The organism is Bacillus sp. JUb11, assembly GCF_024807925.1.
GTDB classification, from domain to species: Bacteria; Bacillota; Bacilli; order Bacillales; family Bacillaceae; genus Bacillus; species Bacillus altitudinis.
Window position 1 is genome coordinate 110,079 of sequence record NZ_JANUEZ010000008.1, and the last position, 19,035, is coordinate 129,113.

General features: G+C 38.5%; 16 protein-coding genes and 1 pseudogene. 8 read left to right on the forward strand and 9 right to left on the reverse strand.

Features of this window, described 5'->3' with window-relative positions; translation table 11 throughout:
• Positions 1-12: 12 nt before the first annotated feature.
• Positions 13-1,458 (reverse strand): DUF4179 domain-containing protein, encoded by a 1,446-nt coding sequence (locus M2369_RS15945; RefSeq protein ID WP_259254925.1) that lies wholly within the window; start codon positions 1,456-1,458, stop codon positions 13-15.
• Entirely contained in the window at positions 1,427-1,972 is a 546-nt protein-coding gene (locus M2369_RS15950; RefSeq protein ID WP_259254927.1) for a sigma-70 family RNA polymerase sigma factor, read from the reverse strand. Before M2369_RS15950 ends, M2369_RS15945 begins: the two co-directional genes overlap by 32 nt.
• A 179-nt stretch (positions 1,973-2,151) precedes the next feature.
• Between M2369_RS15950 and M2369_RS15955 the strand changes: the two genes are divergently transcribed.
• From M2369_RS15955 to M2369_RS15985, 7 genes and pseudogenes are all read left to right on the forward strand, one after another.
• Complete coding sequence (locus M2369_RS15955) at positions 2,152-2,337, forward strand: hypothetical protein (protein WP_047946428.1); 186 nt, start codon at positions 2,152-2,154, stop codon at positions 2,335-2,337.
• A 4-nt stretch (positions 2,338-2,341) separates the two neighbouring features.
• Positions 2,342-2,911, forward strand: coding sequence for a GNAT family N-acetyltransferase (locus M2369_RS15960; RefSeq protein WP_259254930.1), 570 nt, complete (start codon positions 2,342-2,344; stop codon positions 2,909-2,911).
• A gap of 15 nt (positions 2,912-2,926) precedes the next feature.
• Positions 2,927-3,379, forward strand: a complete 453-nt coding sequence (locus M2369_RS15965; RefSeq protein WP_157292997.1) for a LytTR family DNA-binding domain-containing protein — start codon at positions 2,927-2,929, stop codon at positions 3,377-3,379.
• A gap of 5 nt (positions 3,380-3,384) precedes the next feature.
• The gene (locus M2369_RS15970; RefSeq protein ID WP_259254931.1) at positions 3,385-3,795 is read left to right on the forward strand and encodes a hypothetical protein; all 411 of its coding nucleotides are present in this window, start codon (positions 3,385-3,387) and stop codon (positions 3,793-3,795) included.
• Positions 3,796-3,890: 95 nt separating this feature from the next.
• Complete coding sequence (locus tag M2369_RS15975) at positions 3,891-4,619, forward strand: CPBP family intramembrane glutamic endopeptidase (RefSeq protein ID WP_259254932.1); 729 nt, start codon at positions 3,891-3,893, stop codon at positions 4,617-4,619.
• Positions 4,620-4,638: 19 nt separating this feature from the next.
• Positions 4,639-5,577, forward strand: a complete 939-nt coding sequence (locus M2369_RS15980) for a hypothetical protein (RefSeq protein WP_259254933.1) — start codon at positions 4,639-4,641, stop codon at positions 5,575-5,577.
• Between the two features lie 129 nt (positions 5,578-5,706).
• A pseudogene (locus tag M2369_RS15985) lies at positions 5,707-6,216 on the forward strand (transposase); the annotation flags it as partial.
• A 232-nt stretch (positions 6,217-6,448) separates the two neighbouring features.
• On the opposite strand, the gene M2369_RS15990 reads toward M2369_RS15985, so the two are convergent.
• From M2369_RS15990 to M2369_RS16020, 7 genes are all read right to left on the reverse strand, one after another.
• The gene (locus M2369_RS15990) at positions 6,449-8,587 is read right to left on the reverse strand and encodes a DEAD/DEAH box helicase (protein ID WP_259254934.1); all 2,139 of its coding nucleotides are present in this window, start codon (positions 8,585-8,587) and stop codon (positions 6,449-6,451) included.
• Positions 8,584-9,513 carry a HamA C-terminal domain-containing protein gene (locus tag M2369_RS15995; protein ID WP_259254935.1) on the reverse strand — a complete coding sequence of 310 codons (930 nt, stop codon included), beginning with the start codon at positions 9,511-9,513 and terminating at the stop codon, positions 8,584-8,586. The genes M2369_RS15990 and M2369_RS15995 overlap by 4 nt, the downstream gene beginning before the upstream one ends.
• A gap of 551 nt (positions 9,514-10,064) precedes the next feature.
• Positions 10,065-11,606: a glutamine-hydrolyzing GMP synthase gene (guaA, locus tag M2369_RS16000; protein ID WP_017366723.1), complete on the reverse strand. Its 1,542-nt coding sequence runs from the start codon at positions 11,604-11,606 to the stop codon at positions 10,065-10,067.
• A 185-nt stretch (positions 11,607-11,791) separates the two neighbouring features.
• Positions 11,792-13,999 carry a transglutaminase TgpA family protein gene (locus M2369_RS16005; RefSeq protein WP_259254936.1) on the reverse strand — a complete coding sequence of 736 codons (2,208 nt, stop codon included), beginning with the start codon at positions 13,997-13,999 and terminating at the stop codon, positions 11,792-11,794.
• A 9-nt stretch (positions 14,000-14,008) separates the two neighbouring features.
• Positions 14,009-15,199 (reverse strand): DUF58 domain-containing protein, encoded by a 1,191-nt coding sequence (locus M2369_RS16010; protein ID WP_259254937.1) that lies wholly within the window; start codon positions 15,197-15,199, stop codon positions 14,009-14,011.
• Complete coding sequence (locus M2369_RS16015) at positions 15,196-16,158, reverse strand: AAA family ATPase (protein ID WP_024719382.1); 963 nt, start codon at positions 16,156-16,158, stop codon at positions 15,196-15,198. The genes M2369_RS16010 and M2369_RS16015 overlap by 4 nt, the downstream gene beginning before the upstream one ends.
• Before the next feature lie 102 nt (positions 16,159-16,260).
• Positions 16,261-17,160: a cation diffusion facilitator family transporter gene (locus tag M2369_RS16020; protein WP_008344349.1), complete on the reverse strand. Its 900-nt coding sequence runs from the start codon at positions 17,158-17,160 to the stop codon at positions 16,261-16,263.
• Between the two features lie 482 nt (positions 17,161-17,642).
• Between M2369_RS16020 and gabP the strand changes: the two genes are divergently transcribed.
• Positions 17,643-19,031: a GABA permease gene (gene gabP / locus M2369_RS16025; RefSeq protein ID WP_024719380.1), complete on the forward strand. Its 1,389-nt coding sequence runs from the start codon at positions 17,643-17,645 to the stop codon at positions 19,029-19,031.
• The last annotated feature ends 4 nt before the right edge of the window (positions 19,032-19,035 follow it).

A 19,035-nucleotide genomic window follows, 5' to 3' on the forward strand; every position in this document is an offset into this window, starting at 1 on the left:
TCGCTTTCTGATTTATCGATTAGCTTTTGATGTTTCTTTTTTGACTGGAATGGTTACCGTTATATCTTTTTGTGGTGCCAACAGATTCAGATTTGACAGATCAAGATACAGCCCATAATCCTTAAATGAAAAATGGTTTAATGATAATTTGTCTAACTCCTTCACATCAAAATCAAAGGTGGATTGCATAGAAGCTGTCTTTAAATTGGTCACCTTTGCATTGTTCCCTTTCAAATAATATCCGTTCTCATAATCTGCTTCAGGGTCTGACCATGATTTCATTTTTTTAACATCGCCTAATCCTATCCATTCCCCTGCATTCTTCATCACATCTTCATCTAATTCTTTCTGGCCTACTCCAGTAAATTGATAATCTACTATCACAGAACGGCCTTTTTGCTCAATTTTATTAATTTTAATCCCAATCCCATAATGCTTTGTCTTGAACTGAATAGGCAGCTTCGTCTGGAGGGGAATGATTTTACTTTCTTCATGTTCTACCCATAAAGTAGTAAAAAATGTTAGTTCTGTTGCCTTTGGATCGATTGGCTGATTTAAGATTGTCATATGATTTATCCTAGTTTTTTTGTTTGAAAGTTGTTTTTCCTCAAATCTTGTCCCAGTCTCAAGTCTGTACTTATTTCCTAAATTATCTCTCATTCTATCTATTAAAACTTCATCGTCTTTTGCGATACCATTGTAATCAATCGCATATTGAATCACAGAGGAATTCACTCCATTTTCCACCTTGATATCTTTCAATTGATAACGTCCATTTAAAATAGATACTTCTTTTTGTCCTGCTAATAAGATGGTTTTTTGCTTAACCACAGGCAACTCAAATCGCCAATTCCCTACAATATCTCCAATTTTCGAAATCACGAGTTGTGCTTTTTGACCTTGCTTAATCATTTGTCCATTTGTAAAGAATTCTATTCGTCCAGCATATCGACCATCTTTTAGTTTTTTCAACTCTGGACCCCTTGTATCTGGTTGGAAATTTTCATTGATCTGATCTGAATCAATGTTGATCGGTATAAAATCTTCATTTGTATGGAAATTCTCCACAGTAAACGTATAAACAAGCCGCCCAGCATCATAATACACACTGTTCACTTTCACAGTAACCCCTCTTGATTCAGCCCCCTCATTGACATGCTTCACCAACTCACTCTGAAAAAGAGACATTCCTACTTTATCGTGAAACATCATATATAACTGTCCAACAAGTGGCACTCGAGCCATCGCTGTATTAAGAGAAGGAAAAATGAAGCCTGATGAAAAGTAAAGGACAACCAGGGCGATAACTGAATAGATTGGCGTTCTCCAATTCCATTTAAACCAATTTCTTTTCTTTTCCGTTTTCACATCTCCTATTGCTTGGCGAACCGCAGAGGTCAATTCAACCTTTGGTACATCAATCTCATCATAAAGCTTTTTCATTTCTTTTCGTTCCATCGACACTCTCCTCCTTCTCCAATGTTTGCTTTAATAACTTTCTTGCTCGATACAAATGAGTTTTGACCGTTCCTTCGGGCACACCCATCTGTTCAGAAATCATTGAAATCGAATAATCTTGAAAATAAAATAGCTGAATCACGAGCTGATATTGCTCATCTAACACATCAAGTGCATTTCTTAAATCGAGCTTGTCTTCCAAAAAATCATGCCGCTCAACACTCTCATGATGCTGTTCAAACGGAACAACATCTTGCTGCTGCTTCTTCATCGCAAAAATTGTATGAATCAAGATCCTAGTCAGCCATGTAGAAAAATAAGCCGGTTCTTTTAATCCAGATAGATGCTTAAACGCTTTAATGACCGTCTCTTGAACAGCATCTAACGAATCCTCTTTATTTCTTGTGTAGAGAAAAGCCGTTTTATATAAACGCTCCTGATACATCAGCATTAATGTCTCAAATGCCGGGACATTCCCTTTTTGTGCTTTTTTAATTAGACGCACTTGCTTCATCTCATCCACACCTCCTACACCTGTTAGAGCAAGGTTTCTCACAAACGGTTTCAACAAACGGAAATTTCTTTTACTTAGCATATGTCGGACAAAAATAGAGAAAGTGAAGAATAGGCCGCAAAGATCGTATTGAACTTTTGATATAATGGAAGAAATATCTACAAAAAGGAGGATATTGATTGTTTCTATTTGAAGAACCTGCTTGTGCTAGCTGCCAAAAGAAAATAGAAGGTAACGAAGAAGTGTACGTTAAGCTGGTCTATCCAAAGAGACGAGGAATGACAGAAGTAAAGGCTTGGCTAAGAAATGAAGGGGTTTTTTATTGTAAGGCATGTACAGAACAAAAGACATCACATGGGGGATAAATGCATGAACAAAATTACTTTTCCACAATCATTTCCAACGATACAGACTGAAAGACTGATCTTAAAACAAGCGACAATCGCAGATGCTGAGGATATGCACATCTATTTATCCAATGAAACCGTGTGCCGCTACATGGGCATTGATGCACATGAAACCATCGAGGACACAAAAGGGGAAATCAAATGGTATGACAATATCTTCAAAGAACAAACAGGCATCCGCTGGGGCATTTCTCTAAAAGAAAATCCAGCCATCATCGGCAGCTGCGGCTTTCTCAATCTAGAAAAACAGCACCGCCGTACGGAAATTGGCTATGAATTACACCAAGATCATTGGAGAAAAGGCATCATGAAGGAAGCGATTACTGCGGTGTTGCGGTATGGATTTCAGGAGATGAACTTGAATCGGATTGAAGCGATCATTGATCCAGCAAATACGTCTTCTGTTCAATTATTGGAGAAGATACATTTTGTACAAGAGGGTTTATTAAGAGAGTATGAATTGGGTCAGAAGGGATTCGATGATGTGTATATGTATTCATTTTTGAAGAGAGATTACGAAAAATCCTATTAAACAGAGGAGAAACAAATGAAAACGGATATTCATTTCATCCAAAAGCCGCAACCAGAGTATGTTTCTTTTCACATTTATGAACTCAATCCGGCGGTTGAAAAACTTGTCCAGCAAGTGGAGCAGTCAGCCCCCTATTTCTTAGCACAAGAACCCACGAAAGAAAGAGTGAAAAAGGTCTATTATCACGATATTTTATATATAGAAAGCGTTGATAAAAGATCGTTCTTGTATACATCAGATGGAGTGTTTCTCTTAAAGGAAAAGTTATTTGAACTTGAAGAACGGCTTGAAGCGCACGATTATGTCAGGATTTCAAAATCGATGATTCTGAATATAGATTCTATTGCCGCTATTTCTCCTAAAACGAGTGGCCGTTTTGAAGCAAGCCTTACAAATAAAGAAAAAGTAATGATTTCACGTTTTTATATCCAAGCATTAAAAGAGAAGCTTGGATTACGGAGGAAGTGAACAGGATGAAACGTTATATCACAAATCTTTTGATCACATTTTGTATGATCTTTACTGCACTCGTATTGATTTACTGTTTCACGTTTGGAACGATGCCCATCTATATTTTACAAGCCATCATGTTCAGTTCCTTTTTTTCAAGCGCCCTGACCTTCTTGCTATACCCAAAACAAACATACAGCCATAAACGAATTCTTTTTCAACAAATTCTATATATCGTCCTTGTGATGTGTATGATTATAACAACCATCATTATTGTGAGCGGTGAAATCAGCCCTCTTTCGTTTATCGTAAATTTCCTTGTGGTCATGGCTTTATTCTTTGTGATCAAGTACCTATTGTATAAAAAAGATCAAGCAACCGCTGAGGAAATCAACGATCTTTTACAGCAACGAAAGAAACGAACAACATCTTAATGTGCATCTTAGGGCTAAATATTGACATGTTAGGAAGATTTCATTGTGACTTCTGCATGATTCCACTACTCTGACGTTAGAGGAGGAATCAACACATGAAACCAATCACAATCATTCGAAAATCAGTACTTCTACTGCTCTTTTCTTTAATCATTCCAACAAGTGCAGGTGTCTATTTATCCATCAAAGAAGTAACCGACCCGATGACCATCTATCTCATCAATGGCTGCGCCATGCTAGCTGGATGTCTTTTACTTCTATTCATTATTCAAAAAAATCGTTTTCACTTGAAAGAAATAGGTTTTCGAAAAGGGTCTCTTGGGATGTGGATATTTCCGATCCTTATCATCGAGGCCATTCCGTTTATTGCTGGATTCAACAAGGATTTAACCGTTTCTTCCTTTCTAGCACTTTGTTTCTTCATGATGTGTGTCGGTCTTTTTGAAGAAGGAATCTTTCGAGGCATTCTGTTTCAATATTTAAAACAAATTAACTTGAGCACTGCCATATGGGGCTCCGCCGTACTATTCGGTCTCGGTCATGCTGCGAATCTACTAAGCGGAAAAAGCCTCACATTAACAGTGGCACAAATCTTATTTGCCTTTTTATTTGGATTCGTCGCAGCCGAAATCGTTGCACTCACGAACAGCTTGCAATGGGTGATCGTATGGCACGCGGTTCATAATATCGCGGATCAAATGACAAATGGAAATACGCCTGTCGGAATGCAAATGCTTTTACTATCCATTCAATGTGTCATTTTGCTTGTTCTTGCGGTGGTGTTGTGGAGAAGATTAAGAACGAAAAAAGTGTTCGATAGATAATGAAAAGAGGAGGAAAGAAATGAAGGGGAACACATGGATAGAAAGCTGGTTTGAAAAGTGTGAAGAACTTGAAATCAAGCCTTGGGAATGGGATTTTAAACAAAGTTATATCAAAGAGCCGATACCGAAAGATAAATCATCAATTGAGTTAATATTAGATTATAAAAGCCGTACACTGAAAGAAATCGGAATCTGTAATGTCACTAAAAAAACTGGTCGTAAAGCTGACTGCGATAAAGAACCTTTTACTATTTATCAATTACTTTGGCGTACTGATTATGAGCCAGAGTCTGAATCACAGCTTTATTTAGACCGTTACAACTTGCTCCGTGGAGAAACAATGAATTCGTTTTGGACAACTTTTAAAAACAGCGTGATCAGTTCAAAAAATAAAAACGCTTTATACAACGAAATTGGCATTAACATTAATCCTAGGAAATCCCTTAAAGATCAATGTCATTTATTAATTTCTAATGAGAAATTCAAAGAGTTTAAACAGATCAAAGATAATATTGCAGCATTTGAAAAATTCGCTACTGCCACCCACTGCATTGGGAATTTCACTGTTTTACCCCACTGGATGAATAGTGGTCGGCGCCCTTTCTCAGAAGATTATTGGGATGTAACATTACAATCATTCTTTGATTTTTTCAAACCAATGGGATGCTGGAAGGATTTCGTCGAAATATACTTTCTTCAACCCTACGTAAACAATGATAATGAATGGACAGTGAGTGAATTTTGGGAAGGACATTTCTTAAGCATAGGGAAACCCAAACAACTAACTCCTCAAAATCAAAAGGAATTAAGTGAGTATCTACATAAAGTCAATTTCAGAATTGAAGAACGAGGCAAGTGGATCATCAAAAAAGTCTGTGAAGAATTGAAGTTACAACACTTCAAATTTTATAATGAACTGAAAGATATGCAAATTCGATTTTCCAACGAAATGAATTAACAAACAAGAGCGAAGTCAATACTTCGCTCAGGCTGTCGAGAAAATCTCGACAGCCTTATTTTTTCCTTAAAGTTTCCATTCCCTCATTTTATAATAGAGAAAAGCATACTAAAGGAAGGTGTTTTTCTCATGTTCCACACTAATTCTTCTCAGCACGAAGCCGAATTTGTATTGTTAGATCAACTGGTCGAAGAGGATCACCTGCTTCGTAAAATTGATCAGTACATCGATTTTTCATTTATCGTAGATAAAGTAAAACCGTATTATAGCGAGAATAAAGGTCGTCCTTCTCTTGATCCACTTATTTTGTTCAAAATGATGTTTATCGGATACCTGTACGGTATCCGTTCTGAAAGACAACTTGAAAAAGAAATTTACTATAACATGGCGTATAGATGGTTTTTAGGTTTGAACATCAATCACCCCGTTCCTCATCACTCGACCATTAGCTGGAATCGTCGTACTCGATTCAAAGATACAACGATTTTTCAAGACATTTTCGATAAGATTGTGCTTCAAGCCATCAATCATGACATGGTAGGAGGCCGCGTTCTTTTTACTGATTCAACTCATCTTAAAGCCAATGCCAATAAACATAAATATACGAGAAAAACGATTGAACAAGATACCCAGAACTATACCATCAGTTTCATCAAATACCGACTCCTCAGCAAATTCTGGTGGGTCGTACGGTGTTATTCCCGGTACAAATAATGGTATCGGTTGGGCAACAACCCTTCTGATGTACCAGAAGGTGCAGTGATTCAACCGTGAGGATGATAATTAATTTCACGCAAAATAAGTATCAAAGTAAAAAAAAAGAAGTTTGATTTACAACTTCTTTTTTCTAAAATTAGTTAGCTAGCCATAGTCAAATTAATGCTTTGCGAATTAATGTTTTTTCATAAGAAAGCAAAAGACGATTAATACTGTCTAGATTGCTCTGAAGATATCTTACAATATTTGAATCGCCTTCTATACTTTCAGGTATTTCTTTACTTATTTTCTTAATAGCCGAACTTGGTACTCCATAATCAATTAAGAATTGGAAACGCTTATCAACTTTCTCATTTTCCAGTAAAGAAGCAAAAAATGTATAATCTCCATAATCTTCTATCCCATTTTTTTCGAAAACATATTTTTGAATTGATTCTATCACAGCCAGAAGTTTAGGAATTTCAAAATTCGCTTCATTTCTTTGAAATTTCAAAATACTATCAATTGCAAAATTAAGTGGGTCTTTCTTGTTCTTACTTTCAAAATAAATCTTTTGGTCATATATAACTTGCGATAATGGTTTATTAACTAGCTTTAAAGCCGTAACTGCTTTATTCTGCGTAAATCCTTCATTATCTTTTTCTTTTAAAAATTTATATCCTAAATACAAGGTTTTCCAAAGTTGATTGTAGTTTGGAATATTACGCCATTTTAAATAATCTAAATTTTGATAATGTTCCAAAATAAATTTATAAAGTCCTTTTTGTCCTTTGACTGAAATTAAATTATCTTTAATAATTACTTGAAGTTCGCTATCAATACCATGATTAAGTTGCTCCTTTCTTTCCTTATCTTCAACATCCATATCTGGAATATTAACTAAAATTTCATCAGAAACTTCACTCTGATCAACACTTGGAACATCAATTGTAAAATGTTCTAAAACTGGTTCTTCATTAAATAAAAAGACATTTCCAGTAAAATAATGTCCCATACGACCTGCACGTCCTCGGATATTTGCAAAATCAAAAAAGTCTATTAAATTGTTACCTTTGTTTCGACTATATATAAACATATTTTTTGCAACAGTATTTACACCTTCAATCAAAGAAACAGTTGCAAACAATACTTTTAAATTTCCATCATTAAATAAGTCTATTTCAGATGTAACAATGTGTCTGGGTAAAGCACCGTTATGAGCCCCAATTCCATTTTGTAACAACCTTTTTAATTGCCAGTCAGGAGAAATATTCTTGTCCATCCATTCAAATATCTCTAAAGCAGGGTTTACAATATTATTGAGGTTTTCTAACCAATTTAGATACTCATTTGCTAATTTATAGGCTTCATCTGGTGATTTGACATAAACAATACTTGGAGCGTTTTGCTCTTTAATCAGTTCAAATAATTTTATTTTTTTAGCTCTATTACTAAAATGATTATTATTCCGGTTTCTAACCTCTATGATATTAGTATTTACCAAAGCATAATCAGTTTTAAAAAAATCTACATCGTATTTTTCTCTGAATTTTTTAGAAAGTGAATCAACAGATGGTGTAAGAAACATAGCTTGAGGTTTTTCTTTCATAATGTTCAATAGAGCAATATTTAATGCATCTATGCGGCTATCGTTTAACCTGTTACTTATTTTGTAGAATTCATCAATTACAAAAAAATCTATTGGCGGTAATTTAGGAAATTCCAATACACGCTCTGCTGTCAAAATAAAGATATTTTGTTCTTGAGGAATCTGTCTTGTATTGACCACAATATTATAGTAGGTTGAATATCTTTTCAATTTACGTCTAGTTTCGTCAATTAAAGCTAATGTGGGTTGGATGATTAAAATATTGTCAAACTGTTTCCTGGCAACTATTTCCTCTATCAACAAACTTTTACCGAAGCTGGTAGGAGCACTCACAGCTACATTTCTACCATTATTTAAAGCTTGCTCAATTTCTTTTTGTTGCTCATGAAAATAAACATCTTGAAGATAATCAGATTTAAAAAAAGAAGTTCGTATTTGGGCCTGCGTTGAGGTTTCAAATAATTCATTTTCACTTTGAATTTTATCAACATAATAAGGATAGAAACCAGCACGCTCAATCAAATCTATCCATATTGGTTTAGCGTCAGTATTTACTTCATTCCAAATATCAAGAATATGAATAATTATTTGACGAGCATCTGAAGTATCAATGACACTAGAAACAAATTTTGTCAAATTCCAATTGTCATCAAAATTTTGGAGTTCTGACAATTCTAAAATATCAATAACATTAAATTCACTCATATTTGTTGCGCTCCTTTAAGTTTTTGATGTAAAGATGAAACAAATGCTCGTTTATCATCTAGAGGAAACATGAAAAAAAATAGATTTAAATGTGAATTCCATGCATGTTTACTGAGTCCATCGCTAGCTCTGGTTATTAGTTTTTCTACCTCTGAATTTAACGAGTCTATAAAAGTAGTTTCATTAAAATTCTTTAATGATTCACTATTGAATCCCGCAAATAATGCTATATTAATATTTGCTAATTTATCCAGAGTTTTTGTATTTGGGTCAATTAGTTTTTTTATAAATTTAGGGTATTCTTTACCTATATCGTGTACACGATTAGTAATGATTTGAAATTCTGAATTAAAAAAGTCAGTATTAAAATGTCCTTTATGTTTTTTTCCATCCTTGTCTGTGAATCCAACAACATCTTTTACTAGCTCATCGATAGCACCAGTAGAACTTATATATAATTTTGATTCCCCAAGCCAAAGAGTTTCATTTTCTAAGTCAACATGTACCGCATCAAACCCATGAGCCGGAATACTAGGACTATCCTTGAAATAAATTTTGGAAATCAAAGCATCTGCATTAAAATATTCATGTAATAAATGATACAATAGTAGCTCTCCAAATTCTCCACGTTTCAAATATTTATCTTCTGTACTTGTTGAATTTAAGTATTCTTTTTGGGCTGCTTGAATTTCTGGAATAGCATACAACTTTCTCATTGCTTCACGAGCAGTAGGCACTATACCAGATTCACTTAGTTTTTCATTCATTATATCTGTTCCAAAAGCAAATGCTGGAATGTCATCAAATAATTCATTATAAAAGTTTTCTTTCACTTGATTCAGACCATCATCAAGTAAATCAAATCCAATATAAAAAATATGAACTTTTTCATTATGTTTTAAATATTCAGAGTGGTGGTGACTCATTTTCTTCTAATCCCCATTCATATTAAAGATTCAGTCTATATAATAACTTCCATTTATATTGTTATATTGAATAATTATCCTTTTTAAGTATAACATTTTAAATTGATGATTCCCACAATGTAAAGAAGTGAATACAAAGTATTGTACAAAACATTTAGTCTGATTATACTCCTTAACAAAATTGTTAATATAAGGTGGATTAAACAACTTCATTTTCGAAAAAAATACTCATGTTGTATAGAAAAGTGCCTTTTAGTAATTATTATAATAATTTATCATACGAAATATCTTCGAAAGTATAGTCCAGTCTATCTAACTGAAAACAAAAAAATCCTAGCCAAAATGGCTAGGATTTTTTGTATCAAAGCATCACACATTTATTGATGTGTAATGAACTTTTTTAAGGGACAAACCTTTTCCTTTTTCCAACTCTGGCAGGATTTTTGGCGGGGATTTTGGCGCGGAACTAATTAATTTTAACTAAAATTAACCTTTCTACAACTCGTAAATCCCTATTAAATCAGCGTAAAAACTTCATTTCTATTTTATATCTATTCCCACTCAATCGTAGCAGGCGGCTTACTCGTAATATCATACACCACGCGGTTCACATGCTTCACTTCATTCACGATACGAGTCGAGATCTTTTCAAGTACATCCCAAGGGATTCTTGCCCAGTCACTCGTCATACCGTCAATAGACGTAACAGCACGGATACCGATTGTGTAATCGTATGTTCTTGCGTCACCCATGACACCTACGCTGCGGATGTCTGGGAGGACTGTGAAGTATTGCCAGATGTCGCGCTCAAGGCCGAAGTTGGCAATTTCTTCGCGTAGAATCGCATCCGATTCACGGACGATTTCTAGTTTTTCTTCAGAAATTTCACCTAGTACACGGATTCCTAGTCCTGGACCTGGGAATGGCTGTCTCCATACGATGTCGTCTGGAATACCTAGCTCTGACCCTAGAGCACGAACTTCATCCTTGAATAGTGTATTGAGTGGCTCAATCAATTCAAACTGCATGTCTTCTGGAAGACCGCCAACGTTGTGGTGAGATTTGATTGTTTGTGCCGTTGCTGTTCCACTCTCAATGATATCTGTGTAAAGAGTTCCTTGTGCTAAGTAGTCGATTCCTTTTAGCTTGTCCGATTCGTCATCGAATACATAAATGAATTCGTTACCGATGATTTTACGTTTTTGCTCAGGATCAGACACACCTTTTAGCTTGTTTAAGAAGCGATCTTTCGCATCTACTTTAATCACGTTCATGTTGAAACCTTCGCTAAATGTTTTCATAACCCCTTCTGCTTCGCCTTTGCGAAGAAGACCGTGGTCAACGAAAATACATGTCAGCTGATCGCCGATGGCTTTGTGGATCAATACCGCCACAACAGATGAATCTACACCGCCGCTTAGTGCGCACAATACTTGTTTGTCGCCTACTGTTTCACGGATTTTCTGCATTTCGATTTCAATGAAGTTCTCCATTGACCATTTGCCATCGCACTCACATACGCCGAAGACAAAGTTCTTCAATAGATCATTTCCGTACTCAGAGTGACGTACCTCTGGGTGGAACTGAACGCCATAGAAATTCTTCTCAGCTAAGCTCATCGCTGAGTTTGGACAATGTGCACTTGTTGCATCAACTGTAAAGCCTTCTGGTACTTCAACGACAAGGTCACCATGGCTCATCCAAACGACTTGATCCGTTGGAAGGTCTTTGAATAAAGCAGGTGTTCCGTTAATATGGATGTCTGCTTTTCCATATTCACGCTGGCTAGCCGCTTCTACTTTCCCACCTAAATAGTGAGTCATCAGCTGCATGCCGTAGCAAATGCCTAGAACTGGAATGCCTAGATCAAAAATCTTTTCGTCACAACGGAAAGATCCTTCATCATATACACTGTTTGGTCCACCAGAAAGGATGATTCCTTTCGGCGCCATTTCTTTAATTTCTTCAGCAGTTAAAGTGTGCGGATGAAGCTCACTGTACACACCAAATTCACGAATACGGCGAGTGATCAGCTGATTGTACTGACTACCGAAATCGAGAACCAAAATCATTTCATTTACTAAATTTGTCATGGTGTCACCTCTATGTCCAATATAGTTTTTATAAACGCACAGAAAAAATGAGAGGAGAAAACCTGCTCTCAGTGTAAATCACGCTTTTGAAGCGCCCAGACTCACATCCGAACGCTTCAATTTCATGTATTTTAGAAGGTTTTAATATTCACCTATTCTAACAACAGGAAGGTACGGGGTCAAGACTATCTCCTGTTTATTAAATTTTCCCATAACTTCACCGACTGCCGCCAAAGCGCCGACGCATCTTCTTGTCGATAGAGCGCCCGCTCATAGAACTGCGTTAGTTCAGACATGTGATGATTCCCTTCCTTGTCATCGATCAAAGAAGCAAATTCTCTTAGCGTCATGCCTGGCTTTTTCTCGATCCCTCTGCGCCTTAGCTGTTTTAATAGAGCAGCATATGCGTAGAAAAAAGCTTCCTCATCTGGCAGACGTTTTACCTTTCTCACAATAAAGATTGGCAGCCATCTTGCTCTGAACCGATAAAGCATCCAGCCTATGAAACCAAGAAAGACAATCACACCTGCTGCGTAGCCCAAGATTGAACCAACATGAACCATACTTGGCTTTGCTTTAGTTGCTTGTTCCTCTTGTTTTGCCGCCTGTTCTGGTTCTTGTTGCTGCGGCTGTTGTGTCTGCTCGTTTTCTTGTTGATCAGATGCGGGCTGATCTTTTTCATCCTGTTGATCATCTGTTTGGTCGTTGTTAGCCGTGGTTTCATTCGTAAATGTCTCTGGGTTCGTGAACCCTTTTGTCGGTTCGAATGTCACCCAGCCACGGTTTGGAAAATACACCTCTACCCATGAATGCGCATTGTTATTGGTCACTTCATACACATTGTTTCCATCCATTTGTGTTTCATATAACTGACCTGACGTGTACCCTTTCACCCATCTCGCCGGAATTCCAATCGAGCGAAGCATGACAATCATAGAGGTTGAAAAGTTATCACAATAGCCAATCATTGTGTCAAATAAGAACTGATCCACATAGTCTTCGTCACGCCCAGGCACAGCGACATTTTGGGTTTCATATGAAAACTTCGCAGATCCTAAATAATCCTCAATCGCTTTTGCTTTATCATACATATTATCCTTCGTTTCCGTTAAGCTGTTCGCCAATGTTTTCACACGCTCTGGCAGCGAGGATGGGAGCTGCAAGTATTCACGTCCGACCTGCTGGTTCACTTGCTGCTTGGTCGGTACTTTGATCCGTTGCAAGTCCTCTAGGATAAATGTAGGTGATAAGAAGCTGACTCGATAGTTCCCTAAATTTTTGGGCGGGTTTTGAGTAGACGGGACAATTTTCTCCGTTTTGCCCATCATTTGCAGTGGAATGTTTTCCATCGGCGTCAGCATAACCGTACCAATCGGATAAACAGCATGATTAAATCGATAATCTGATTCAATATCGACTCTTGTTTCATGCTCCTCTGTTTTCACGCGATTGGTAAACCACTGGTTCGGCACTTCATTCCCTTTTAACCGAGTAGGTTTCGTATCATTTGAAGCATCCTCCCAGCCTTTCCCCGTGTAAATACTTTTTGTTTCTACACGAAAATAAGACGGCTCTTTTCCGCTCCATTTAAATACCGGTGTACGGTCCTCACTAAACGGTCCCCCAAGCGACGAATCATCCGTACTATATCCCACCTTATTCTGCCCGGCAGAACCATCTTGATTCGTGACCGCTTTAAAAAACGGGACAGGGTCAGGCCATTTCGGATCAGATTTTGGCAAAGAAGCACCGAGTGATGCTGATACAAGAACAAGTGCCAGCATGGGTAAGAACCAATTGAGACGCGCTTTCTGTGACACCCGCACACCTTCAGCCAAACGAAGTCGGTCGAAATAGAGCAGGCCAAGCAAACAAAAGCCAAATACCATAATTCGAACGATCGCAAAAGTCGCATCATAAGGCGTAAACGTATCAAGAATCGTGACATATACAATCGTCATCAGTAAAAAGAAAAAGATACGCTGCTGATACACAACCCAATAATGAAGCAAATAAACAAGTAGCCAAAGCAAAATATAAAACAACAATGTGCGGAAAGACGGATACATGTCACTCCACATGCCCATGCTCATCAAAGAAATATTATCTTGAATATCAGCAAACAGCGCAGGCAGATAACTTGGCTCTGATTGATAAAAAATCAAATATAATGCGAGCAAGATCAATCCAGCACAAATAGGAAACGTCACATACCACTTCAATCGAAAGAACGTAAACAAACACGTAAGCCCTATAAAAATGATGAAATAAGACGTATGACTCGTCTCTGTAAAATCTTGAAGCGGACGAAGCCACTCCCAAAGCAGCAGAAATGCGACAGCATAATAGATGAACAACTCAAAACGGCTTTGCCGCTGATGCATATGCAGCATAAATGTTTGTCACCTCACAGTTCTTTCGTGCAGCCGGTCCTCAAATAAAAGGGTCGTGTGTATCCCAGAAGCTTTAAGCCGGTCCACAAGCTGTTTTTCTTTTGCCGTCAATCGATCAACGGCTCTCTTCACTAAAAGAACAGTGATGTTCTTTCTGTTTCGATTCCCAAGTAAAATGGCAGCAAGCTCTTCTTGCAGATGACCTGTCACCACATACTTTCCTGTCTGCTGGTGCTCACTCGATGTTAATGATTGATAATCAGGTGCACGAGAAGACTGATACTGCACCTTTGTTAAATAGTAGAGCATGTCCTGTAAATGCCTCTCTCCTTGATCCACTCGAAATAAGTGCTGATCCCCAAGCGGGACAAGGCCTACCGGCACCCCTTTTTTCACAGCCGTTTGCAGAACCGATGCGGCCATAGACACAATCGTTTCAAAAGCGGCTTCATCTGTAAAATCAGCAAACACCACCAGATCCTTTGTCTGATTCTGTTCAAACTCCTTCGTCATAAGCTGACCTCTTCTAGCTGTTGTCTTCCAGTCCACCCAAGCGAAACGGTCTCCTTGCTGGTATTCACGCACACCTGTTGTCACATTTGTCGGTTCATTTAACCAAGAGTGCAACGCTTTGCCTCCATTTTCATTCACCGATGCAGCAGATTCAACAGGAATATCCAACATTTTCGGATACACAAGCAATGTTTTCTCTAGTGGAAGAATCACTTCTTTTTCAACAAACCCAAACATATCACCCGTTTTAATTCTAACCGCCGTCAATTGATGCTCTCCCCGCACAATGTCATTGAATTGATACGAAAATCGCCACGTTTTCCGAAACCAAGGAAAGATCATTCGCTTCATTTCAATTTGTTCCTGCAAATGAAAGGTATCCGGCGGTTCATCCTCAAGTATGACGTACACGTACGGAAATAAATTCGTCCGCTTGATTTCAAGGTCAACAGACAGCACATCCCCTGCCTTTAACCGGGTATGCTGTAATGTCCTTTTGGCTGTTGCACGAAGTGGAACAAGGGCAAACAACAAAGCATACAAAGCATATGGTGAAAATGCATAAAAAAGGAACCAGCTCACAAAGCCGCCCTGAAACATGGCATAGCAAAAGGCTGCTGCTGTAAGGAGAAGGAGCATAAACACCCGTAACCATAGTGAAAAAGCGAAACGGTCACGTGATTTCATTGAGTCATCGACTTTTGAACTGGTACGCCAATATGCTCAATCATCTGTCGCAGCAGTGTCTCCGCCTTCTTCCCTTCATACGTTGCTTCTGATGTCAAAATCATGCGATGCGGCAATGTGTAAGGCGCCAAATACTGTACATCATCAGGAATCACATAATCCCGCCTGTTCAACAGCGCATACGCCTGAGCCGCTTTCATTAATGCAATTGAACCCCTTGGGCTCACGCCTAAATAGACAGACGGATGATTTCGCGTCGCTTGGGCGATTTCGACAATATATTCTTTAATCGATGCATCCACATGTACGGTCTGAACCGCTTGCTGCAAAGCATGGATATGCTCTTTTGTCATGACTGCCTGAAGCGTGTCAATTGGCGATTGTTTCTCCTGCAAATTCAGCACCTCAAGCTCCTCCAGCATGGTTGGATACCCCATCTGCAGCTTAAATAAGAAACGGTCCATTTGCGCCTCTGGAAGTGGATAGGTTCCCTCATACTCCACTGGATTTTGCGTAGCCATCACAAAGAAAGGATCTGCCAGCGGCATCGTTTCTCCGTCCACTGTGACACTGCCTTCTTCCATCGCTTCAAGAAGGGCTGATTGTGTTTTAGGAGAGGTTCGGTTGATTTCATCAGCCAAAATAATCTGCCCCATAATCGGTCCTTGTCTAAATTCAAACTCGTTTGTCTTTTTATTATAAATCGACACACCTGTTACATCTGAAGGCAAAAGGTCAGGCGTAAATTGGATTCGCTTAAACTCACACCCAATGGATTTTGCCAGAGCACGAACCATCATGGTCTTCCCAACGCCAGGCACATCCTCTAATAGCACATGCCCTTTCGCCAAAATCGCAACAAGGCTTAATATCGCAATATCTTTTTTCCCCACCATCACTTTATTGATGTTATCTACGATTTTTTGTAAATCTGAATGCATCGGTTCATCAAATGCCATCCTGATCCTCCTATCACGTTTCCGTCAATTTTCATATAGTCTAACTTTACCATACAACGCGCATTTGCATGAAACATCAACACGTAGAAAAAAGAAGCCTTCTCACGATGGAAAAGACTTCTGCTCCTCTTTAGGCTCACTTGCTGGTTCCATATGAACATGAGAGTGTAGAATATCATGTTCCTGCTTCATTCTGCGTTCAATTTCATCTGCAATATCATGGCTTTCTGCAATGTTTAAATGCGGTTCTACTTCAACGACCACATCCACATGGACGGTGCTTCCAAGATAACGAGCTTTAATGTCTTTCAAATCGCCGACTCCTGGTGTCGCTTCAATCGTCTCTTTATATTTAGACATATCTTTTATATGAAAACCGTCCGTTAACGAATGAGACGCATCTCTGAAAATCTCCCACGCCGTTTTACAGATAATTAAGCCAATCACAAATGCAGCAAGCGTATCAACCCACGCCAGCTGAAATTGAGAGGCGATAATTCCGACAAACGTCCCGATACTCACATAAGCATCTGATTTATTATCAGCCGCTGCCGCATATAGCGCCTGGCTATTAATTCGTTTAGACAGTTTACGGTTATACATATACACGCCATACATCACAACAGCACTTCCTGCTGCCGTCCAAGCTGCAATCATATCAGGCGTTTGATGCTCTGATGAGAAAAGCGACTGGCCTGCACTCAGCAAAACCTGAAGCCCGACAAGCATCATAATAAAGGAAGCCACAAGTGACGCAATATTTTCAGCTCTAAAATGACCGTATGGATGATCCTCATCAGGTGGCTTCTGAGAAATACGCAACCCAATTAATACGGCAAGCGAAGCAATGATATCTGTCGTATTATTCAAGCCATCTGCGGAAAGGGCTTCTGAATGAAACACATACCCAATGATCAGTTTGACAGCAGATAAGATCACATAGGCTATAATGCTGACCCAAGCACCTGTTTCACCTTGTCTTAATTCGTTGTAGCGCTCCATACCGAACAGCGCCTCCTCACACATTACTTTTCTATATTTATCTTACAAAGCCAAGCCCGTGTGGGTCTACAGCAACATGATTCGCTTGAATCAGCAAAATAGGATACATAGAAATGTGTTGACCTAAGCAAACTTATTTTTATAAGGTCAATTGACCTCAAGACCTACTCCCATCAATGTTTTTCAAAACCACCCTGAAAAATGAAAAAGAACAAAATGACTCTACTATCCAATTGTCAGAATAGTTTTATTTCAAAACACAACTTTTCTTTCTTCCTTCTTATGCTATTTTTAAGAATGGGCAGAGGAAAATGAGGGAACATAATCTCTCAAATCCTTTATACTTTTTAACATCATGTTAAGAGGTTTGAAATGTCAGTTTGATAACCTGTCCAATGCTGAATGACAATTCAGTATGATAAAATTTAAAATATTCTAAAAACAAACTCTTGAATAAAAGAGAAATGTTTGGAGGTAAAGAAATGTCCAACATGACAAACGGTCTTCAAAAAAACCTTAAGACAAGACATATTTCAATGATCTCCATTGCCGGGGTCATTGGGGCAGGGCTATTTGTTGGTAGTGGTGCTGTCATTCATTCTGCAGGGCCTGGATCGATTCTTTCCTATTCATTTGCCGGACTTCTGGTCATCTTTATTATGAGAATGCTTGGAGAAATGGCATGCGCCTATCCGACAAGCGGCTCTTTCTCACAATATGCGAGCGACGCCATAGGCCCGTGGGCCGGATTTACAATCGGCTGGCTTTACTGGTTCTTCTGGGTCATCGTCATCGCCATTGAGGCCATTGCCGGTGCTGCCATTATTCAATATTGGTATGGAGATGCACCTGTTTGGCTCACAAGTCTTATCCTCACAATCCTCTTAACTTTGACAAATATCTTTTCTGTTAAATCTTTTGGCGAATTTGAATATTGGTTTTCATTGATTAAAGTCGTCAGCATTATTCTATTCCTACTCATTGGTTTTGCATTTATCTTTGGTTTTGGCGGTCATCATACTGCAGGTCTTGCCAATTTAACGGGGAATGGCGGTTTCCTTCCAAACGGATTCGGCTCTGTACTCCTCGGGATTGTCGTTGTCATCTTTTCCTTCATGGGAACCGAGATTGTGGCAATTGCCGCAGGTGAATCAGCAGACCCTGTCAAATCTGTGACAACAGCTACCCGTTCAGTTGTATGGCGTATCATTGTTTTCTACGTCGGGTCGATCGCCGTCGTTGTCACTTTACTCCCATGGAATTCAGCGAATATTTTAACAAGCCCGTTCGTTGCAGTATTAGAATACATCGGTGTCCCATCAGCCGCTCAAGTCATGAACGTCATTGTTTTAACAGCCGTTCTTTCTTGTTTAAACTCCGGCCTATACACAACGTCCAGAATGCTTTATTCATTAGCTGAAAGAGGCGAAGCACCAAAACGTTTTATGAAAATCAGCAAACGCGGTGTCCCTGTAGCAGCGACAGTCGCAGGTACCTTCTTTTCCTATATTGCCGTCATGATGAACTACTTTTACCCTGAAACCATCTTTCTATTTCTAGTCAATGCCTCTGGTGCCATTGCACTTCTTGTCTACTTGGTCATTGCCGTTTCACAATTAAGAATGCGTCGTAAAATTGAAAAAGAAAACCCAGAACAACTCAAAATCAAAATGTGGCTGTTCCCATACCTTACGTACTTTACCATTTTGGTCATCTGCGCCATTTTGGCCTCTATGCTGTTTATCGAATCGATGAGACCTCAGCTCATACTGACAAGCATCATTACCATCGGTGTACTAGCCGCCTACTTCATCTTTAAACCGAATAAAAAAGTGCCTGCAAGTGCAGCGCTTGAAAATAAACACCCTTAATTCT